Here is a 20,720-nt window from a genome sequence, read left to right as displayed (position 1 = left end):
TTATTTTTATATTATTAATGTTCATATTAGAGGCTAATAATAAAGATTATTTTTAAAATATAATTATTTAAATATGATAAACGTGATTTTAAAATCATGTTAATTCATTTTAAATATAAGGAAAATAAAATGGTAGTTTATAAATCAACAGTCCAAAAATCAGGCTTTGAAGATTTTTACCCAACAACACTCGCATTCTCGGCAGCTAAAAAAAACTTCTTCTTAGGTCATTCAAAAGATAAATCATATACTGTTTATTCCCTAGCAGATAATGGAAAAATTGATGATAAAGCACCGATTCAAAAAGGAAAGTTACTTTCTTATTTGAGTAATCTGCAAGCTTTTTATGACACGACTCAAAATAAACAGTTTTTATACGGTTACAACTTAGAAACTAAAGTTTTTCAATTTTATCAAATAGCTGATAATGCAAGCATTACTTTATTATTAAGTGATGAGTTCGCCGTTGAAAACACTATAAAATCAACAACCATGTTCCTATCAGGTGGTATCCTTCATATCTTTATTCAAGCTGAAAATAATAAAGAATGGTATATTTATAAAGTTAATTTTGTTGAAGCATAATATTTTTTTACAATAAATTAATAGTAAAGGTTGAGAATTACCTTAACCTTTATTTTTCACATAATCATAATAATATTATTACAAATACTATTTAATATTTAGTTAAATCCAATTTAATATAATTATGAAAAATAATATTAATTACTAACCATCAATTTTTGTTTACATTCTAATAATTAAGTATTCAACTTTTCTATTTCAGTGTAGAATAGCGGCCATAAGACAATATAAAAACAGATTTTACTGATAAAAATGGCACTATTAATTACTAAAAAATGTATCAATTGCGATATGTGTGAGCCCGAATGCCCTAATGATGCAATCTATATGGGCAATGACATTTATGAGATAGATTCAGATTTATGCACTGAATGTATTGGTCACTATGACAAGCCAACTTGCCAATCCGTATGTCCTATCACTAATACTATCATTACCGATCCTGAACGTGTTGAGACACAAGAACAACTTTGGGATAAATTTGTGGCCATCCACCACGCAGACAAAATTTAACCTGAAAATTAATCTAATCCCACATTTTAATCAACATTACAGTTAAATGAATAATAACTGTAATGTTGATTTATTTCATTGATAATCAAACATCTTAATTATTGTAAGCTTTCAATAATCACTGTCGCTGATGCATAATGGCGCTCATCAGTAATGGAAACATGAAAATGTGTCGCATGTAAACTAGTCGCTAACTTTAATGCCTCGCCATTTAATGTTAACAATGGTTTACCGAGTTTATCATTAGAGACTTCAAATTGGTTGAATGCAAGACCATTACGAATACCTGTTCCCAGTGCTTTAGCGGCGGCTTCTTTGACTGCAAACCGCTTTGCCAGAAAACGTGCTGGTTTAGTCTGTTGTTGATATTGCATAAACTCATTATCAGTCAAAATTCTTTTTGCTAGGCTGTCTGCCGTACGCTCAATGACTGACTCAATGCGTGCTATTTCAACGATATCCGTACCTAGACCTACAATTGCCATTATTTACGCGCTTCTGTAAGTAAGCTCTTCATATCTGCTACTGCTTGAGCTAAACCACTAAATAGTGCACGTCCAATAATGGCATGGCCAATATTGAGTTCATAAATTTCTGGTAATTGTGCGATGCGTTGAACGTTGTGATACGTTAAGCCATGACCCGCATTAACTTTAATTCCTTTACCTGCGGCATAAGCCACACCATCACGAATACGACGAAACTCTAATTCTTGTTCCTGCTCTGTTTTAGCATCCGCATAAGCACCCGTATGTATTTCAATAAAAGGCGCCCCGCACTCTTGAGCAGCATCGATTTGCGTATGATCCGCATCAATGAATAAGGAAACCAAAATACCCGCTTCTGATAACCGCTTGATAGCATAAGCCACTTTTTGTTTTTGACCTGCAACGTCCAACCCACCTTCAGTGGTAACTTCTTCACGTTTTTCAGGCACTAAACAACAAAAAGTAGGTTTGATACGACAAGCTATATCAATCATTTCATCAGTCACGGCCATCTCAAGATTCATTCGTGTTTGAATAGTCTCATTGAGTAAAGCAACGTCTCTATCCGTAATATGACGGCGATCTTCTCGTAGATGCACAGTAATGCCATCAGCGCCTGCTTGCTCTGCGACAAATGCAGCTTGTACTGGATCTGGATATTGAGTACCTCTTGCATTTCTTACTGTTGCAATGTGGTCAATATTTACACCTAACAAAAGCTCAGCCATTCTTAACTCCCTATCATTAAATAGTAACGAACTCTTTTATGAGCCATATCCTACTGCAATTTATTCAGTTATGGGAATATATCTCTCACTCTTGCGAGCAGATTATAAATTGGCGTTAGTATTTCAGTCTAAAAATTTTTATTTTGGGAAACGGCTCGAAAAAATGATCATCGGGCACATAATTGAATTGTATAAATCTAAGATTAAATCTAGGAAGGTTTTCGATTAAGGGCAGTCGGCGAATAGGTAAACTGCCGAAATAACTCACGACTTTTTAGTGGTTTTCCACCTAAATACGGTTTCAATGCAACTCGGGTAAAACGTTTTGCAGCTTTCAGGCTATCTGCATCTGGAAACTCACGACTGGCTAATGCTTTAAGCTGCTTACCTGTAAAACTTAATTGGTCGATAACCAAACTACCAATGAAGCCTTTTTCTTCACGATAACGATAAGTCATCGTATCTGATACTGGCTCCCCACTTCCTGCACAATGAAGAAAATCAACCCCATAGCCGAGGTATGACAATAAAGCGAGTTCAAACTGACGTAAAGCCGATTCAGGGGTATTTTCACTTGCTGCCAATACTTGTAAACAAGTCAGATAATCAAAAAATAAAGCGGAGTATGGTGTCCCAAATTCGAGCACACGGGTCGTGAGTTCATTTAGATATAAACCGCTGTAGAGGACTGTACCACTAAGAGGAAGAGCAAGTGATACAGGATCAGCATTAATCAATGTTTTGATTTCACCTTTGCCTCCCCAACGGATTAACAAAGGTGTAAAAGGCTGCAAGCAGCCTCTTAATGGTGAGCGGTTACGTCTAGCGCCTTTGGCAAGTAACCGTATTTTCCCTTCTCCTTCAGTGAAAAAATCAAGCAATAAACTTGTTTCACTAAAGGGTCTAGAATGGAGCACAAATGCACGTTGCCAGCCACTCACCTTGTCACCTACTATTTTAGGTCGTCAACATAACCCAGGCTACGCAATGCTCTTTCATCATCTGCCCAACCTGATTTAACTTTAACCCAAAGCTCAAGGTGCACTTTGTTCTCAAACATTCTTTCCATATCGATACGCGCTTCAGTACCGATAGTTTTCAATTTGCTGCCCTTGTTACCTATGACCATTTTCTTTTGACCTTCACGTTCAACAAGAATTAAGCCATGGATATGGAGAAAGCCTTTTTCCGTCACTTTAAACTGTTCAATTTCGACAGTAACAGAATATGGCAGCTCATCCCCAAGGAAACGCATCAATTTTTCACGAATAATTTCTGAAGCCATAAAACGCTGAGAACGGTCAGTAATATAATCTTCAGGGAAATGATGGGTTGCTTCTGGAATATGTTTTTTAACAATCTTAGCAATTGTATCCACACCAGTGCCTTTTTCTGCACTAATTGGGACCACATCCAAGAAATTCATTTTCTGACTAATCATGCCAATATGAGGTAATAAGATGGTTTTATCTGTAACATTATCAATCTTATTAATTGCCAAAATCACTGGGCAACGTAAGCTCGATAGTTTATTGACAACCATTTCATCATCAGCAGTCCAATTCGTTCCTTCGACTACAAAAATCACCAACTCAACATCACCAATCGAGCTTGATGCTGCGCGGTTCATTAAGCGGTTAATCGCTCTTTTTTCTTCAATATGTAAACCTGGGGTATCTACATAAATAATTTGATAATTATCTTCTGTATCGATCCCCATAATACGGTGGCGAGTCGTTTGCGGCTTTCTAGAGGTGATAGAAATTTTTTGCCCTAATAGCTGATTTAACAGCGTAGACTTACCCACATTTGGTCGCCCAACTATAGCAACAAAGCCACAGTGGGATTGTAATTCACTCATTCAAGCTCCAAAATTTTCAATGCTTGTTCTGCAGCGGCTTGCTCTGCTTTACGTCGACTTGAACCGATACCATTTATCGGTTGGTCAATTCCACTCACTTCGCAGTGGATCGTAAATTCTTGGTCATGGGCCTCACCTTTTACCAGCACAACTAAATAGTTAGGTAATGGTAAATGGCGCCCTTGAAGATATTCTTGTAATCTAGTTTTCGGGTCTTTTTGTTTATCACCCGGACTGATTTCATCTAGTCTGCTTTTATACCAACTTAAAATAATTCTCTCTATTGTTTGAATATCACTATCGAGAAAAATTCCGCCTATTAACGCTTCGACTGTATCAGCAAGAATAGATTCACGACGAAAGCCGCCGCTTTTAAGTTCACCCGGGCCTAAACGTAAACATTCGCCGAGTTCAAATTCACGGGCTATTTCAGCCAATGTGTTTCCGCGTACAAGTGTCGCTCGCATACGGCTCATATCCCCTTCATCCACTTTAGGGAATCGATGATACAAATCGTTCGCGACAACAAAACTTAAAATTGAATCACCTAGAAATTCTAAGCGTTCATTATGTTTGCTACTTGCACTTCTATGTGTCAAAGCTTGGACCAATAAATCATATTGTTGAAATTGATAACCAAGCTTACGTTGCAATCTTTCTAATAAAGAGGGGTTCATGTGCGCCCAACCATTTTTCGTTTGAGAAAAAGCACACGCAACAGACCTGTAATATAAATCATTTTACAAAACTGTTGCGTTTGCACTGACTCCTATACCACTGTTTTTTTATAGACCATAAAGCTAAAACTAAAAATTTTCATTAGTTATAAGGACTTAAAAAGGAAGAGTGAACAATTGAGGAGCCAATAATATTAATTAAATTATATTGTACACTGGGTAAGATAATAATGCTTCGGATAATATGGGTTTTCAAATGAAAACCCATATTAGTATGACTTAATTAAAGTGGTCCAAGACGGCTAAAGCGAATGCCCGTTGGCCATTCATTTTCTTGTTTATCTAGGCTTAACCAAATAAACACGGCACGACCAACTAAATTCTGCTCAGGAACAAAGCCCCACATACGGCTGTCTGAACTATTGTCTCTATTATCACCCATCATGAAATACTGTTTTTCTGGCACAATCCATTCATTACGCGGCATATTTGGCTGAATATATTTAGCCTCAGTCACCGCTTGGCGAATAATTAAGATTTGATGTTCAACAGTGCCCAACGTTTCACTTCTTTGATACTGACGAAGTGCATTACGTGGTAGTTCTTGATCAACCGGAATTTCAAAATTACCTTTTTGGCTATCAACAACAGAGCTCACATCAAAGAACATTGTCCATTCACTTGGTGCTAAAGGACCATAAGTAATCGGTAATTGTTCTGTGCACTTGTTATCTGCACAATTAGGGTAAATTGTCAGTTCTTTCGCATCAGGGTTATAAACCAATTTATCGCCAGGCAGGCCAATAACACGCTTCACAAAGTCAACATTGGTATCTTTTGGGTATTTAAATACCGCAATATCACCACGTTTTGGCTTACCCGTTGCAATTAGTGTTGTTTGCGTAATTGGATCTTTTAATCCATAAGCAAATTTCTCGACCAACATGAAGTCACCAACCAATAATGTTGGCATCATCGACCCTGAAGGTATTTGAAATGGCTCATAAATAAACGAACGAACAATAAGCACAATCGCCAATACTGGAAAAATAGAAGTTCCCGTTTCAAGCCATGAAGGACGACGAACCGCTTTTTCTAATTCGTCGTTACTCATTGAGCCGCTAGTCATTTCTTGTAGTTTTTTCAGCTTTGCTTTTCGTGCTGGTGCAAACTTAAACTTATCTAAACACCAAATAATCCCAGTGATTAATGTTGCCAGTGTTAAGATCAAGGCAAAAGTGTTAGCCATTGAGACTCCTTGTTAGTGTAGCTGTCTTAGCGACATGCAATTAGTTGTCTTTACCGACGTGCAATATAGCAAGGAACGCTTCTTGTGGTAATTCAACATTACCCACTTGTTTCATGCGTTTCTTACCATCCTTTTGCTTCTGCAACAGTTTTTTCTTACGGCTAACATCACCACCATAACACTTAGCAAGGACGTTTTTACGTAGCTGTTTAACTGTAGAACGAGCAATAATATGGTTACCAATTGCCGCTTGGATCGCAATATCAAATTGCTGACGTGGAATAAGCTCTTTCATTTTTTCAACTAAATCACGACCACGATACTGCGAGTTAGCGCGGTGAGTGATTAACGCTAAGGCGTCAACACGTTCATTATTGATAAGAACATCAACCCTAACCATGTCAGATGGCTCGAAACGTTTAAAAGCGTAATCTAAAGATGCATAACCACGAGAAGTTGATTTCAAACGGTCAAAGAAATCAAGAACCACTTCCGACATCGGAATTTCATACGTCAATGATACTTGATTACCATGATAGACCATATTGGTCTGAACACCACGTTTCTCAATACACAGCGTTATAACGTTACCTAAATATTCTTTAGGCATTAGCATATGACATTCTGCAATTGGCTCACGCAATTCTTCAATATTATTCAGCGCTGGCAATTTAGATGGGCTATCAACAAGCACGATATCCCCATTAGTCAGTCGGACTTCATATACCACTGTTGGTGCGGTAGTGATCAAGTCAAGATCATATTCACGCTCTAAACGCTCTTGAATAATCTCCATGTGCAGCAAACCAAGGAAGCCGCAACGGAAACCAAAGCCAAGTGCAGTTGATGTTTCTGGTTCATAGAACAAAGAAGCATCATTTAAACTAAGTTTCCCTAACGCATCACGAAACGCTTCATAGTCATCGGAGCTGACTGGGAATAGTCCTGCATAAACCTGTGGTTTAACTTTTTTAAACCCTGGCAATGCTTTATCCGCTGGATTACGCGCACCGGTTAAGGTATCGCCAACAGGTGCACCGGTAATATCTTTAATTGCGCAGACCAACCAGCCTACTTCTCCGCTACTGAGTACTTCACGATCAATTCGTTTTGGCGTAAAAATACCCAGACGCTCGGCGTTATAGACCTGTCCAGTACTCATTACCTTGATTTTATCGCCTTTCCTCAGTGTGCCGTTTTTAACACGGATAAGTGAAACAACACCTAAGTAGTTATCAAACCAAGAGTCAATAATTAGTGCTTGTAATGGTGCATCTGCATCACCAATTGGTGGTGGGATCTCTTTAACTAGTCGTTCAATAACATCTTGAACGCCAATACCTGTTTTAGCTGAGCAACGAACAGCATCATGAGCATCTAATCCAACAATATCTTCAATTTCATCAGCAACGCGATCAGGGTCAGCGGCAGGCAAATCGATTTTATTTAAGATTGGAACAACTTCCAAATTCATTTCTATTGCAGTGTAACAGTTAGCAAGCGTTTGAGCTTCAACCCCCTGACCTGCATCAACAACCAACAAAGCGCCTTCACAGGCAGCTAATGAACGAGAAACTTCATAAGAGAAGTCTACGTGTCCTGGGGTGTCGATAAAGTTTAATAAGTATGTCTCACCATCTGCTGCTGTATAATTAAGCGTCACGCTCTGTGCTTTGATGGTGATCCCACGCTCGCGTTCTAAATCCATAGAATCTAGAACTTGCGCCGCCATTTCACGGTCAGTTAAACCGCCACAAATCTGAATAATACGATCTGATAAAGTAGACTTGCCATGGTCGATATGAGCAATGATAGAAAAGTTTCTTATGTTATTGATTTTCAAGGTAATATCTTCTTTTAAATTGCCTTACAAAATCAGTTTTGAGCAAATTTTGCCACAAAACTAAAATGCTATGATTATTACAAGATTGCTAATTAGCAGCATTTTACATAGAAGATACGTCTAACACAAAGATTCAATGTAAAACAACTGTAAACCTGCATAAGTATAATGAGTTATTCAATTAATTTAGAACCACCTAAAGCAAAATCGCCTGTTAATAACAGGCGACTCAAATCAAGTTAAATCGAGTACATTTAGCAATTAACTTGGACTGAAAGCTCAGTAGGCGGTAAACCTATTTGTAATACTACAGGTTGGAATGCTGTCTCGAAGCGTAAATAACTCGCTATTTTACGAGCAACAAAAAATCCAGAAAATCCACCAAGGACACCGAAAAGAGCAACCCAGACCTGTTCAAAATCGAAAAACTGAGCAAAAGCTGCAAAAATAAATAAACCCAAAAGAGGTGTTAAATAAACCAACATCGCTGAACGCAATAAACTGCCTTCGGGTATACCAACCTCAATTTTTTGGCCTGCAACTAAAGGCTGCTCAATTTCAATCTCTAATTCATGCTCCGTATTTGGCCCTATTTTACTTAGTGCATAAGAGCCGCAAGTCGCACGAGCACCACAGCTTCCACATCCTGATGAAGAACCATAGCGCAATAATGCTCTACCTTTCTGCCAACGGATAACTGTCGCCCATTCTTTTACCATATATTACTCCCGAAACTGAATACTGCTTGCAATTAGCTGTGCTGCTGACAAAGGTAGTTCGCCTATTATCGTTATCACATTTTGCTTCTGAGTCGTAGTGTAAATTGTACGGCGACCATTTTGTAGTGGTTGATCAAGAAGTGAACCTTGATCAGCTTTGGTCACATTGACTGAGAATGTAAATAAGCCATCACTAAACATCGCAGTTTCAACGACATCATTTTCCCCCAGCTTGCGCAAAGAACGTGATGATTCTTCAAATCCAGGTGGAAGCATACCAACCTGCCACTTAAATGATGGGCTAGTATTTTTAGGATAAATTAGTAATGGTGGAAGATTCACCTTACTCAAAGATAGTAATGAATCACTCACCGTTTTGCTATCAAGTACTGTAGATATCACTCGAAATTGTTCTAATGTCTGATTATTACTATCAAGCAAATCAACTCTCAAAGGTAGCTTAGTTTCTTCATCAACTAAAATAACATAATTAAACCGTGAATTATCTTTAGAGATAATACGGATCACTAATGCAGGTTTATCACCGATATGCGTACGCCCTGCATCAATAAAGTTATAATAAGGCTGAATTTTTTCATAGTCTGCAAACAAAACAGAAGGCAAATTATCGACAATATTTTTGCCATTTAAACTAAAAGCGTCAAAACCCGGCTCAAAATAGCTGATTTTATCGCCATTTTGCACAATTTCACGTCGAGAAGAGTCCATTTGGATCATTTGTGAAACAGATACACCGTTAATAATTCCATGGCGATAACGTACAGGTACGATAACTTGCGGACTGAAAGTCATAAAAGACATTTCATAGGATAGGTTCTGGGCAGCACTTCCCATTTCTTTAAAAAGAGTTTCGGCATCCTTTTGAGATGCCGAAGCTTGATTAGAGATAATCAGGCTGCCCGTCAGGCAGATGACGGATAACCATTTATTCATTATTGCAGCTTAGCTCCTGCGGGGGGCGTTGCTTTTTTACTGTCATTAGATTGCTGATTAAGCGTTGAGCGTCTTTCTAGTTCATATTGTTGAAGCATCGCATTAATACGCTGATTTTGCTGTTCAACCTGCTGAATTTGCTGTTCATTTCCAAACAATTGACTATCAGAAATATTTAAGCTCACTGGCGCACCACTCCCGACAGGAATAGTATTAAATACAGGCTCGTCAATCACGGAATCAACTGAGTTACTTTGGTTGTACTGCTGCACACCAACAATAACCGCTAACGATACACAAGCCGCTACGCCAATTTGGGTAATTTGGCTAGCCCAAGGGCGAATTTTATTCCAGAATGGAAAACTACCCCATGTTGCCGGTTCAGGCTGAGACTCAACAACCACCTGAGGATTAATACGCACTGCTTCACTCTCTAATGCTGCCGCAACTTTACTGGCGATATCAAGATGAATGACATCAGAAGTATCATTACGCAGAGTATCACGAATAAGATGATAGCTCTCCCAACGTTGTTTTAACGTTGAATCACATGTAATGGCATTAATAAGTTCTAAATCTAGAGCTTCGCCATCCATCATTGCGGAAAGTTTCTCTCTTTGCATGCTTAATTACCTTCAGTTAATTGCATCACAATTATAGGCCAACCTATTGAATTAATACTCTTGAATCAATGGTTGCACTTTATTATCAATAGCTTCCCTAGCTCTAAAAATTCGAGACCGCACGGTGCCAACAGGGCAATCCATAATTTCTGCGATTTCTTCATAGCTTAGGCCATCAAGCTCTCTAAGTGTAATTGCCATCCGTAAATCTTCAGGCAATGACTCTATGGTCCGGAAAACTACCTTTCTTAACTCTTCAGACAACATTAAGTTCTCTGGGTTCGATATTTCTTTTAAAGCACCTGCGCTTTCAAAGTTTTCTGCATCACTCGCCTCTAAATCTGTTGCGGGCGGTCGTCTATCTTGTGCAACTAGATAATTTTTTGCCGTATTGACAGCAATACGATAAAGCCAAGTATAAAAAGCACTGTCACCACGAAATGAACCTATGGCTCGATAAGCCTTAATAAAAGACTCTTGAGCAACATCAGGCACATCAGCCTGTGGTACATAACGAGATACTAAGCTTGCAACTTTATGCTGATATTTAATCACCAGTAAGTTGAAGGCTTGTTGATCGCCTTTTTGTACTTTTTCAACCAATATCTGGTCGGTCAGTTGCTCGCTCATTCTAGGAACAATCTCCCGAACTTAGTCTGATAATTTATTAAGTTGATCATGTTCTTCCTTTCTAAAGCAAGCGTAAACTTTGAGTAGCAGAAACAGACGAAGTTCAATTTAATACAAAAAAATCGTCAAAAATTTACAAAAGTATCCGTTTTGCCCCTTCACCGATCCTAACGATCCCAGTTAATACTTTACATAAAACAGTCATGTAGAATAAATACAGCATACGGGCTTCACCTGATGAATGCTATATCTAAACCCAACAAAATAATGGCTGATTCGTTAATGCAAAACATCCATTCGCCAATGGCATTAGGCAGCCCGATAGGCTAACATAAAAAGTTCAATAAATACTATATGCATGCAAACACAATATGAACGATTCCACACAGCATTACACTGATATATTAATCATTGGCAGTGGTGTAGCAGGACTTTCGGCAGCATTACGGCTCGCACCATTTCATCAAGTCACTATTCTCAGTAAAAGTAACCTCAGTGAAGGCGCATCTTATTATGCTCAAGGCGGTATTGCCGCTGTTTTCGATGACACTGACAGTATTGAATCTCATGTTAACGACACTCTCATTGCAGGGGCAGGAATTTGCGAAAAAGACGCAGTTGAATTTATTGCTTCGAACGCAAAAAACTGTGTGCAATGGCTAATCGATCAAGGCGTGTTGTTTGATACAGAAATCACTCAAACCGGTGAAACGCAATACCATTTAACGCGAGAAGGTGGTCATAGTCATCGACGTATTTTACATCATGCCGATGCGACAGGAAAAGAAGTCGAAACCACCTTGGTTGATTTAGCATTCGCACATCCAAATATTCATATTAAAGAACGCTATAATGCCGTAGACCTTATTCTTTCAGATGAAACCAACTCATCAGCGCCTTCTCGTATTATAGGTGCTTATGTTTGGAACCGACAAAAAGAACAAGTTGAAACTATTCAAGCAAAAACCATTGTTCTTGCAACAGGTGGAGCCGCTAAGGTTTATCAATACACCACCAACCCAGATATTTCATCAGGAGATGGTATTGCAATGGCATGGCGTGCAGGTTGTCGTGTCGCTAACCTAGAGTTTAATCAATTCCATCCAACGTGCTTATTTCACCCACAAGCACGTAATTTTTTACTAACTGAAGCACTACGCGGTGAAGGCGCTCATTTAAAACGTCCTGATGGTAGCCGCTTTATGCCTGATTATGATGAGCGAAATGAATTAGCCCCACGAGATATTGTCGCTAGAGCAATTGATCATGAAATGAAGCGCTTAGGTGCCGATTGCATGTATCTCGATATTAGTCATAAACCCGAAGATTTCATTAAACATCATTTTCCAACTATTTATGCCAAATTAATGACCCTTGGGTTAGACCTAACTAAAGAGCCAATCCCAATTGTTCCTGCGGCACACTATACCTGTGGCGGCGTTATCGTTGACCAAACTGGCATGACCGATATCCCTAACCTTTATGCTATCGGCGAAGTAAGTTACACCGGTTTACACGGCGCAAATCGTATGGCATCTAATTCATTATTAGAATGCCTCGTTTATGGTTGGTCTGCGGCAGAAAATATTATTAAAACGATCAGTCAGATCGATGAGATCCCTATCCTCCCAGAATGGGATGAAAGCCAAGTTCATAATTCAGATGAACAAGTTGTTATTCAGCATAACTGGCACGAATTAAGGCTATTTATGTGGGATTACATGGGGATTGTCAGAAGTACCAAACGACTTGAACGTGCTCTTCGCCGTATTCATCTGTTACAGCAAGAAATTCATGACTATTATGCAAACTTCCGCATTTCTAATAATTTATTAGAGCTCAGAAATCTTGTTCAAGTTGCTGAATTAATGGTGCGCTGTGCATTAGATCGTAAAGAAAGCCGAGGTCTACACTATACTTTAGATTACCCCGACTTACTTGAGCTATCAGGCCCAACCATTTTAACACCTTGATACTCAAAATTTGTCAGCCTACTCTCCGTTCCAGATGTAGGCTTCAATATTTCAAATAAAATGGTCTGATTAACTGTTGAAAATCTTCAGTATAATCATGGCCATTTTCTTCTTTTAACGTTAACGTCGATATCATTGTAACAACCTGTTCACGCTTAAACCCGAGCAATATTCGATGACACGGTGTTTTCGCTTTATCGCTAATATTTATTCGAAAAGCGGTGAACCAACCACTATTTTGCGCCATCGCCTCAACATTTTCGCCAATTTCATAAGGTAATATCAAACAAAAAAGCCCCTGCTTTGCTAAGCATTTTTTTGCACAATTTAACAAAATTTCATGCGTTAATGTGCCAGTGTAGCGAGCTTGATCACGTTTTTCATCGCGGCATAATACTGCTGGCTCAAAATAAGGCGGATTGCTGACAATTAAGTCATATTGATTTCTCGCCTGTTCACTAAATTGTATAATATTTTGATTCACTACCTGCAATCGCGCAGCCCATTTTGACTCAACAAAATTGTCTTGTGCTTGTTGTGCGGCATCAACATCTAGCTCAACCGCATCTACCGTTAAGCTCTCATTTCGTTGAGCTAACATCAGCGCTATCAAGCCACTCCCACTACCAATATCGAGTGCTTTATTTACGCCATCAATAGGTGCCCAAGCCCCTAATAACACACCATCAGTGCCCACTTTCATCGCACAACGATCATGAGCGACAAAAAAATTTTTGAAGGTAAAACCACCTTTGCGATATTTCTTTTGCTGGTTACTCATTTAAATACTCTAATTTGCGGTTATTCATCCAACTTATTTAAGTTTAATAAAGTTGAAGTGTAAATTTCACATGTTTGCTACAATATTATTCTCATATTATAAGAATAATGTTTGAGGCTGAAAATTTTTACTGCTAAGTTCGAAAAAAAGGAGATGCAATGAATAGTATTAATCGAACCTTAGATATCTTGTCTTACGTAACAAGTTGTACATCTCCGGTAACTCCACAAGTGATATCAACTGCGCTTGATATTCCTCTATCTACAGTTTATCGATTACTAACTATTCTCATAAATTGGGAATTTATTACTTATGCAAAACAGTATGGAACCTATACCATTGGTGCGCAGAGTATCAAAACTCAAGAAAAATACTATCACCATAGTTTGTTAATGAATGCATCTCGATCATCCTTACAATCTCTAGCCAAAAAAACACAAGAAACTGCCGCAATTATCACCTCAAATCTAAGCGAAACTATTTGTGTTGATATGATTGAAAGTGAACAAGCACTGCGTTGTTCTTTTATTATTGGCCGTGGTAACACTTTAATTAAAGGCGCAAGTGCAAAAACACTTCTAGCCTTTCGCGATGAACAATACCAAGAGCTTGTTTTTGAAATCTACACTAAGCAGTTGCAACAACCTAAAAATATACAGCAGCTCAAACAAAATTTAATGCAAATCCGTCAGCAAGGTTTTGGCACATCAATTAGTGAAATCGATGAAGGCGTTTTCGGTGTTGCAGCACCCATATTTAAAGGGCAAGGAGTACTAGCAGTTGTTTCTGTTATGGCACCTGAGTTTCGTGCGACCCATAGGCTAAACGAACTTATCTCTGATACATGTCAAACCGCACATGACATCACAAAACTGATTAACTTGGAGTAACTATGACACAACCTTTTCAATGGCAAGGTCGCATAGATGGCGAAGCACAAGCGCATTTACGCATCCATCAAGTAATCAATAAAGTCACGCCAGCCCAATTTGCCCTTGTGGGCTTTGCATCTGATGAAGGCGTAAGGCGTAACAAAGGCCGTCAAGGTGCTAAAGCAGGACCCGATGCTATTCGCCGTCAACTTGCAGGGCTTCCTCTGCACCAAACCTTAGCAATTAGAGATGCAGGCACCATTAGCTGTGATGACGGTGATTTGGAAAGTGCACAACGTCGTCTATCAGATGAACTCATCGCTATTTTAGCCACTAAACAAACTCCTATTGTATTAGGTGGTGGCCATGAAGTCGCATTTGCCAGTTTTCAAGGATTATTTGATTATGTAGAAAAGCATGAGTCTGATAAATCAATTGGTATCATCAATTTTGATGCCCACTTTGATCTACGTGCAGTATCTGAAGCCACTTCTGGGACACCATTTTTGCAATCAGCAAAACTTTGCGAACAGCATCAGCGCCCTTTTCATTATTTATGTTTAGGTATAGCTGACCACGGTAATACTAAAATTTTATTTGATACCGCGGATAAACTCGGTTGCCAATATATTCGTGACAAGGCATTAACCCATTCGCTATTAGCCAAGGCTATTGAACAAATTAAACAGTTTATAAGCCAAGTCGATTATCTCTATGTCACGGTTGATCTTGATGTTTTCTCCGCTGCGATTGCTCCTGGCGTCAGTGCACCAGCCGCAAGAGGCATTTCAACCGAAATTTTTGACGAGCTATTTTCGATTATTAAAGACAGTAAAAAAATTGCCCTATTAGATATCGCTGAATGTAATCCTGAATTTGATATTGATAATCACACGTCAAAACTAGCAGCTTACATTATTTACCAATTTTTATTTTAAATTCACCAAACCGACTAATAACCAATAACTTTATATTCCATATCTGTAGCGATATAACTGCGAGTGTAAAAAAAAATAATATGCACAAAGCGTTATATCAAACTGGCTAAAACTTATTTCTAAATTTCAAAGCAACACTTTAGTTGTATTAAGTACCTGAATAAATTTAGAAAAATAATAGTTAAAACTCTAAGTTACAGCTAGCTGGCAATTGAAGAGATCCCGAGAAGCAGATATCAGTATGTAACTTGCGTGACTGAATGAAGCCAACAAAGCTACAGCTTGAAAGACAAAGTTTAAAAAAGGGAAAGATATGACTTTACACCTAGACACACTAACAACACTCCTCCTAACCGTCATTTGCCTACTCATGGGCATCCATTTAAAGAAACGTATTGAATGGCTTCAACGTTTTTGCATCCCTTCACCTGTTATTGGTGGTTTTTTGATTAGTTTAATTATTTGGGGATTAAAATCGTTTAATTTGGCTGAAATCAATTTCGATACCAGTTTACAAACCTTTTTGATGGTAGCTTTCTTTACGACTATTGGCATTGATGGTAGCTTTCGAATTTTAAAAAGCGGCGGACGTTTGCTTTTTATGTACCTGATTATTTGTTGGTTCGTGGTTGTTTTTCAAGATACTTTTGGTGCGGCGCTTGCTCATCTTCTCGGTATTGAACCCGTTATTGGGATCATGGCTGGCGGTGTCTCATTAACTGGTGGTCATGGTGGTGCAGCTGCGTTCGGCGGTATGGCTGAAGGTCTTGGTGTCCAATCTGCGACTGTTGCTGCTATTGCAGCAGCGACCTTTGGCTTGATAACAGGAAGTCTACTTGGTGGTCCAGTAGCGACATTTTTAATTAAGAAATTTAAAGTTCAGATTAAAGCGGATGAAAATGTAACCAATATTAAAGTACCAGAAACCATCGCCGGTAAAATTGAATCGATTGACGCACATGCCTTTTTAAAAATGTTAGCCCTTATTTTAGGCATTATGGTGATTGGTCAGTTTGCTTCTGCGCAATTTACCAAAGCGACCGGTTTCTCACTACCAAGCTATGTAGGCGCAATGATCATTGCTATCGTCATCAGAAATATCAATGACCAAGTTGAACTATTTCGCATTAATCAAAAGTCAGTTGATTTAATTTCAGAAGTGTCCTTAGGTTTGTTTTTAACTATGGCCATGATGTCACTTAAAATATGGGAACTCAAAACCGTCGCACTACCACTATTTACCATTTTAATTGCACAAGTTATCATTTTAATTCTATTAGTTGTATTCGTTATCTTTAGATTACTCGGTAAGAATTATGATGCAGCTGTCATGTGTGCAGGCTTGATGGGCCATGGTTTAGGAGCAACACCAAATGCGATGGCAAATATGTCATCCGTATGCGAACGTTACAAACAAGTTTCTATGAAAGCCTTTATGATCGTGCCATTAAGTGGTGCGGTATTAATTGATTTAGTCGGTATCCCATATCACACATGGCTAATTAATATGCTTAGCTAATTTGAGTCGGTGCTTTACTTACTCGTAAAGCACCAATTCATCGATATATCGCTGCCAGTCCCCCTTGAAAACAGGTACACTTCACCCAAAGTTGATTTTTCTGGTGAACATTTTTGCTAACCTGTTTATAATCAGCGCCCCAAATAGAGGTATATCATGACTGCATCCACTTTTTCTGAACTTGAACTTGATGAAACCCTGATCGAAGCGCTAGCAAATAAAGGCTATGAGCGCCCAACTGCGATTCAGGCAGCGACTATCCCTCCAGCAATGGATGGACGCGATGTTTTAGGTTCAGCACCAACGGGAACAGGTAAAACAGCAGCATTCTTGCTGCCAGCAATCCAACATTTACTTGATTTCCCAAGAAAGAAATCAGGACCGCCACGCGTTCTGATTATTACACCAACTCGTGAACTTGCTATGCAGGTTGCAGATCAAGCCAAAGAATTTTGCGCACACAACAACCTAGACGTTGCAACCATCACAGGTGGTGTCGCTTATATGAATCACGCTGAAGTTTTCAGCGAAAATCAAGATATCGTTGTCGCGACAACGGGTCGCTTGCTGCAATATATTCTAGAAGAAAATTTTGACTGTAGAGCAGTTGAAATCTTAATTCTTGATGAAGCTGATCGCATGTTAGACATGGGGTTTGCTAACGATGTTGAAACCATTGCAGGTGAAACTCGCTGGCGCAAGCAAACTATGCTATTTTCTGCAACCCTTGAAGGCGAAGCCATTCGTGACTTTGCAGAACGTCTGTTAGACAATCCTTTTGAAGTTGATTCCGACCCATCTCGTCGTGAACGCAAAAAAATCCAACAATTTCATTACCGTGCTGACTCACTTGAGCATAAAACAGCACTATTATGTCACCTATTGAAGCAAGACGAAGTCACTAAATCTATCGTATTTGTTCGTAAGCGTGAGCGTGTACATGAAGTCGTTCAATGGCTACGTAGCGCAGGTATCGAGCCTTGTTATCTTGAAGGTGAAATGGTTCAAGCTAAGCGGACTGAAGCTATTCGCAGATTAGTTAGTGGACAAGTTAAAGTTTTAGTTGCCACTGATATCGCTTCTCGTGGACTTGATATTGATAACGTCAGTCATGTATTTAACTTTGATTTGCCACGCACTGCAGATGTTTATTTACACCGTATTGGCCGTACTGGTCGTGCAGGTCGTAAAGGTACTGCAATTTCGTTAATCGAAGCGCATGACTACCCATTATTTGGTAAAATCAGTCGTTATATTGATGAATCAATTAAGGTTCGCGTAATAGACTCTTTACGTCCAACAACTAAAGCACCTTCAGATGCGATGCTAAATAAGCCAAAGCCGTCAAAAAAAGTGCTAGAAAAACGTAAAGAAAAGAAAAAAGAAGAACAAGCTAAAAAGAAAGAAAAAGTACGCCAACGCGATAAGAAAAATATTGGTAAACGTCGTGCACCAGTAAATACTTTAGCGTCTACGACTAGCGATAAAACAGAGTAAACAAACGGGCTTCGGCCCGTTACTTAATTCATCATGTGAATAATTTTTTCACGCATCGCTTTCCCTTCCTGTGTCAATAAATCGATTTTCAACATATGGTTATCCAAAATATCGCGGCAATCATAACCTTGATTGTTTTTCATACGCCAATCAGCACCACTCACTAATAATAATTCAGCAACCTCTAATGCATGACTATTTAATGCATCATGTAATGGTGTATTGCCTAAATTATCCGTCGTATTAATAGCCAACCCGTTATTTAATAAAAGTTGCGATTGAATAACTCGCCCACTTCGAGCCGCTAAATGTAAGATATTTTCTTGCTCCATCAATTGTAATGTTTTAATCAAGTTGCCATGTGATGATTCTATTAAAGCTTGCATGAACTGACTATTCATTGCTAATGCTGATTGATTTGCAGCAAATATAATATCTGACTGCTTATACTCCAAGTTAAGTAATTCAGAAAATTCAGCGACATTACCGTGTTTAATCGCACTCTTACAACAAGCCTGCCAATGAGTTGCTTCATGTTCTTCCACTGACGGAAGATCTGTCAACATCGTATTTAGCTTATCTTCGAATTCACCTGTTATTGCACTCCAACTATTCCAAGGCTTATGTTTGCACATCATCCTCGCAACTTTCACCATGGAATGTGCAATAAAACTTCGGGTTAACAAGCGGTGTGGTAGCCAATCCGTCCATGAGCTGTGTTCGCTATAAGCCATTTTAATTTGATTTCCCAACGCAGAAGGGATTGGTAACGTATTTTGAAGTGTATCAAGCCAATCATATTGAACAGAATAAAAGCGTATCAACCCATCATTTGCCATTTTTTTAGCAATTTGATAATCAATTCCAATTTGTTTCACTGTATTTTGAGCTAGTCCCGCTGGACTGAAGCTGATACAAGGTGACTGGCTTGCTAAAGCAGCTATTGATGCAAGGCCACCGCCAAGGGAATGTCCCGTACAAATAACATTACCTTTAACCGCATTAAATAACATATTAGTTAAACCAACAGCCTGAAAATACTGAGGCTCATAATATCCAAGACCTTGTCTTACGTTTGCATAAAAATCGACAAAATCATTAGAGCCAGCAAAACAAATAATATACAGATCATTAAAGCGACAAATATTAGCTTGAAAGCCAGTGGAGTTATCTTTTAATAAATCAGCGTCAATACCAAGTGCCTTAATCTCTTTTCGATTAAGCCGCTTAACCCCTTTAATTGCACTCCAGTTATTAAAATACGCCCCGTGAGATAACAGCGCTAAGATATAATCTTGATGCTGCGCATCACGGCCAAAAAAATCATCTCTTAATATATTATTCGACCATGGATTATGTTCATGACCACTTTCATTACCACAAGGCTCTATAAAGCTATTTTGTAAATATAATTGTAAGCTTGCTCTGATAAGTGAAAGTTCACTTTGGCCAAAATAGCTCTGCATTTTTGTTTTTGTTGAAAGCATAGATTCTCCCTAATAAACGTTATAAGTTGGAAGAATATTGAAATACAAATAACACAGAGAGGAAATATTGGAATTTATTAGAAGGAAACAAAAAGGCCATCAGTATCAATGGCCTTTATAATTTATCACAAATTAACTATGGAACTTAATACTTAATATCCATTACATACTTTCAGTAAAAGTACGCGTAATAACATCGCGTTGTTGTTCTGGTGTTAATGAATTAAAACGAACCGCATAACCTGAAACACGAATAGTTAATTGAGGATATTTTTCTGGGTTTTTAACCGCCTCTTCTAATGTTTCACGACTTAATACGTTAACATTTAGATGCTGTCCACCTTCGACACGAACTGTTGGTTTAACTTCTAAAGGAACCTCACGATACTCGAAAGCACCTAATGCATCTTTAGCAACAATTTGGCCTTCATCATAATCCGCTTTAGCGCACACACAGCGTGCTTCATTTTTTTCGTTATCAAGTAACCAAAAAGAGTTAAGTAGCGCTGCATTATCAGTTTTAGTAATTTGAATACCAGTAATCATATCGACCTCCACGTCCGAATCAGATTGGAATTTATTTTGTCATCTAGATTAGCTATCTACATTAACTATCTATTAGATATTTAGTCTTGCTAGTGCTTATATCTATTATATAACAGCTAAAAAGCCTGCATTCTTTGATATTTATCAATCATTTCGTTTTACAAGCAATCGCATCACTTCAACTTCATGATTTAAATCAAAATTAACAAATGCTGTTTTTATAGTATTTTTGAATAT

At 38.5% G+C, this 20,720-nt stretch carries 21 protein-coding genes; 7 read left to right on the top strand and 14 right to left on the bottom strand.

All coding sequences use genetic code 11. The features are described from left to right. Nucleotides 1-129 precede the first annotated feature (129 nt). The gene (locus tag DD649_RS18875; RefSeq protein WP_294110548.1) at nt 130-585 is read left to right on the top strand and encodes an XRE family transcriptional regulator; all 456 of its coding nucleotides are present in this window, start codon (nt 130-132) and stop codon (nt 583-585) included. A gap of 252 nt (nt 586-837) precedes the next feature. Next, the gene (locus DD649_RS18870) at nt 838-1,098 is read left to right on the top strand and encodes a YfhL family 4Fe-4S dicluster ferredoxin (RefSeq protein ID WP_294110546.1); all 261 of its coding nucleotides are present in this window, start codon (nt 838-840) and stop codon (nt 1,096-1,098) included. Between the two features lie 98 nt (nt 1,099-1,196). Here DD649_RS18870 and acpS read toward each other — a convergent pair whose 3' ends face one another. From acpS to rpoE, 11 genes are all read right to left on the bottom strand, one after another. Then, complete coding sequence (gene acpS, locus DD649_RS18865; protein WP_294110544.1) at nt 1,197-1,583, bottom strand: holo-ACP synthase; 387 nt, start codon at nt 1,581-1,583, stop codon at nt 1,197-1,199. Continuing rightward, nucleotides 1,583-2,314: a pyridoxine 5'-phosphate synthase gene (gene pdxJ / locus DD649_RS18860; protein ID WP_294110542.1), complete on the bottom strand. Its 732-nt coding sequence runs from the start codon at nt 2,312-2,314 to the stop codon at nt 1,583-1,585. The genes acpS and pdxJ overlap by 1 nt, the downstream gene beginning before the upstream one ends. 209 nt (nt 2,315-2,523) lie before the next feature. Next, nucleotides 2,524-3,255 carry a DNA repair protein RecO gene (recO, locus tag DD649_RS18855; protein WP_294110540.1) on the bottom strand — a complete coding sequence of 244 codons (732 nt, stop codon included), beginning with the start codon at nt 3,253-3,255 and terminating at the stop codon, nt 2,524-2,526. Nucleotides 3,256-3,266: 11 nt separating this feature from the next. Next, complete coding sequence (era, locus tag DD649_RS18850; RefSeq protein ID WP_294110538.1) at nt 3,267-4,175, bottom strand: GTPase Era; 909 nt, start codon at nt 4,173-4,175, stop codon at nt 3,267-3,269. Continuing rightward, nucleotides 4,172-4,852, bottom strand: coding sequence for a ribonuclease III (gene rnc, locus DD649_RS18845; RefSeq protein ID WP_336431042.1), 681 nt, complete (start codon nt 4,850-4,852; stop codon nt 4,172-4,174). The genes era and rnc overlap by 4 nt, the downstream gene beginning before the upstream one ends. Nucleotides 4,853-5,135: 283 nt before the next feature. Further along, nucleotides 5,136-6,101 (bottom strand): signal peptidase I, encoded by a 966-nt coding sequence (gene lepB, locus DD649_RS18840; protein ID WP_294110534.1) that lies wholly within the window; start codon nt 6,099-6,101, stop codon nt 5,136-5,138. Between the two features lie 40 nt (nt 6,102-6,141). Continuing rightward, nucleotides 6,142-7,938, bottom strand: a complete 1,797-nt coding sequence (gene lepA, locus DD649_RS18835; protein WP_294110692.1) for a translation elongation factor 4 — start codon at nt 7,936-7,938, stop codon at nt 6,142-6,144. Between the two features lie 260 nt (nt 7,939-8,198). After that, nucleotides 8,199-8,663, bottom strand: coding sequence for a SoxR-reducing system protein RseC (gene rseC, locus DD649_RS18830; protein ID WP_294110530.1), 465 nt, complete (start codon nt 8,661-8,663; stop codon nt 8,199-8,201). Between the two features lie 3 nt (nt 8,664-8,666). After that, entirely contained in the window at nt 8,667-9,617 is a 951-nt protein-coding gene (gene rseB, locus DD649_RS18825; protein ID WP_294110528.1) for a sigma-E factor regulatory protein RseB, read from the bottom strand. Next, entirely contained in the window at nt 9,617-10,240 is a 624-nt protein-coding gene (rseA, locus tag DD649_RS18820; protein WP_294110526.1) for an anti-sigma-E factor RseA, read from the bottom strand. Before rseA ends, rseB begins: the two co-directional genes overlap by 1 nt. A 51-nt stretch (nt 10,241-10,291) precedes the next feature. Continuing rightward, entirely contained in the window at nt 10,292-10,870 is a 579-nt protein-coding gene (gene rpoE, locus DD649_RS18815; RefSeq protein ID WP_294110524.1) for an RNA polymerase sigma factor RpoE, read from the bottom strand. 371 nt (nt 10,871-11,241) lie between these two features. On the opposite strand from rpoE, the gene nadB reads away from it, so the two are divergent. After that, the gene (gene nadB, locus DD649_RS18810; RefSeq protein WP_336431041.1) at nt 11,242-12,843 is read left to right on the top strand and encodes an L-aspartate oxidase; all 1,602 of its coding nucleotides are present in this window, start codon (nt 11,242-11,244) and stop codon (nt 12,841-12,843) included. A 43-nt stretch (nt 12,844-12,886) separates the two neighbouring features. On the opposite strand, the gene DD649_RS18805 is transcribed toward nadB, so the two are convergent. Then, on the bottom strand, nt 12,887-13,624 hold the full coding sequence (locus DD649_RS18805; RefSeq protein ID WP_336431040.1) for a methyltransferase: 738 nt from the start codon (nt 13,622-13,624) through the stop codon (nt 12,887-12,889). A gap of 158 nt (nt 13,625-13,782) precedes the next feature. Here DD649_RS18805 and DD649_RS18800 point away from each other — a divergent pair, with 158 nt between their 5' ends. From DD649_RS18800 to srmB, 4 genes are all read left to right on the top strand, one after another. Continuing rightward, complete coding sequence (locus DD649_RS18800; protein WP_294110522.1) at nt 13,783-14,514, top strand: IclR family transcriptional regulator; 732 nt, start codon at nt 13,783-13,785, stop codon at nt 14,512-14,514. Nucleotides 14,515-14,516: 2 nt separating this feature from the next. After that, nucleotides 14,517-15,434: a formimidoylglutamase gene (gene hutG / locus DD649_RS18795; protein WP_294110520.1), complete on the top strand. Its 918-nt coding sequence runs from the start codon at nt 14,517-14,519 to the stop codon at nt 15,432-15,434. A 313-nt stretch (nt 15,435-15,747) separates the two neighbouring features. Then, entirely contained in the window at nt 15,748-16,953 is a 1,206-nt protein-coding gene (gene gltS, locus DD649_RS18790; RefSeq protein ID WP_294110518.1) for a sodium/glutamate symporter, read from the top strand. 156 nt (nt 16,954-17,109) lie between these two features. Continuing rightward, a complete protein-coding gene (srmB, locus tag DD649_RS18785; protein ID WP_294110516.1) occupies nt 17,110-18,450 on the top strand; it encodes an ATP-dependent RNA helicase SrmB in 1,341 nt (446 codons plus the stop codon). Between the two features lie 23 nt (nt 18,451-18,473). Here srmB and DD649_RS18780 read toward each other — a convergent pair whose 3' ends face one another. Together DD649_RS18780 and grcA are read right to left on the bottom strand one after the other, a co-directional pair. Further along, nucleotides 18,474-19,937, bottom strand: coding sequence for an ankyrin repeat domain-containing protein (locus DD649_RS18780; RefSeq protein WP_294110514.1), 1,464 nt, complete (start codon nt 19,935-19,937; stop codon nt 18,474-18,476). Nucleotides 19,938-20,099: 162 nt separating this feature from the next. Further along, nucleotides 20,100-20,483, bottom strand: a complete 384-nt coding sequence (gene grcA / locus DD649_RS18775; protein WP_294110512.1) for an autonomous glycyl radical cofactor GrcA — start codon at nt 20,481-20,483, stop codon at nt 20,100-20,102. Between the last annotated feature and the right edge of the window lie 237 nt (nt 20,484-20,720).

Origin of the sequence: Providencia sp., from assembly GCF_003533305.1 — a bacterium.
Taxonomy (GTDB): Bacteria; Pseudomonadota; Gammaproteobacteria; order Enterobacterales; family Enterobacteriaceae; genus Providencia.
This window is presented reverse-complemented; position numbering and strand designations above follow the sequence as displayed.

Bases quoted from the DNA above. Each gene is read 5' to 3' on its own strand.
- DD649_RS18875 (WP_294110548.1), top strand. From the start codon at position 130: ATGGTAGTTTATAAATCAACAGTCCAAAAATCAGGCTTTGAAGATTTT.
- DD649_RS18870 (WP_294110546.1), top strand. From the start codon at position 838: ATGGCACTATTAATTACTAAAAAATGTATCAATTGCGATATGTGTGAG.
- acpS (WP_294110544.1), bottom strand. From the start codon at position 1,583: ATGGCAATTGTAGGTCTAGGTACGGATATCGTTGAAATAGCACGCATT.
- pdxJ (WP_294110542.1), bottom strand. From the start codon at position 2,314: ATGGCTGAGCTTTTGTTAGGTGTAAATATTGACCACATTGCAACAGTA.
- era (WP_294110538.1), bottom strand. From the start codon at position 4,175: ATGAGTGAATTACAATCCCACTGTGGCTTTGTTGCTATAGTTGGGCGA.
- rnc (WP_336431042.1), bottom strand. From the start codon at position 4,852: ATGAACCCCTCTTTATTAGAAAGATTGCAACGTAAGCTTGGTTATCAA.
- lepB (WP_294110534.1), bottom strand. From the start codon at position 6,101: ATGGCTAACACTTTTGCCTTGATCTTAACACTGGCAACATTAATCACT.
- rseC (WP_294110530.1), bottom strand. From the start codon at position 8,663: ATGGTAAAAGAATGGGCGACAGTTATCCGTTGGCAGAAAGGTAGAGCA.
- rseB (WP_294110528.1), bottom strand. From the start codon at position 9,617: ATGAATAAATGGTTATCCGTCATCTGCCTGACGGGCAGCCTGATTATC.
- rseA (WP_294110526.1), bottom strand. From the start codon at position 10,240: ATGCAAAGAGAGAAACTTTCCGCAATGATGGATGGCGAAGCTCTAGAT.
- rpoE (WP_294110524.1), bottom strand. From the start codon at position 10,870: ATGAGCGAGCAACTGACCGACCAGATATTGGTTGAAAAAGTACAAAAA.
- nadB (WP_336431041.1), top strand. From the start codon at position 11,242: ATGAACGATTCCACACAGCATTACACTGATATATTAATCATTGGCAGT.
- DD649_RS18805 (WP_336431040.1), bottom strand. From the start codon at position 13,624: ATGAGTAACCAGCAAAAGAAATATCGCAAAGGTGGTTTTACCTTCAAA.
- DD649_RS18800 (WP_294110522.1), top strand. From the start codon at position 13,783: ATGAATAGTATTAATCGAACCTTAGATATCTTGTCTTACGTAACAAGT.
- hutG (WP_294110520.1), top strand. From the start codon at position 14,517: ATGACACAACCTTTTCAATGGCAAGGTCGCATAGATGGCGAAGCACAA.
- gltS (WP_294110518.1), top strand. From the start codon at position 15,748: ATGACTTTACACCTAGACACACTAACAACACTCCTCCTAACCGTCATT.
- srmB (WP_294110516.1), top strand. From the start codon at position 17,110: ATGACTGCATCCACTTTTTCTGAACTTGAACTTGATGAAACCCTGATC.
- DD649_RS18780 (WP_294110514.1), bottom strand. From the start codon at position 19,937: ATGCTTTCAACAAAAACAAAAATGCAGAGCTATTTTGGCCAAAGTGAA.
- grcA (WP_294110512.1), bottom strand. From the start codon at position 20,483: ATGATTACTGGTATTCAAATTACTAAAACTGATAATGCAGCGCTACTT.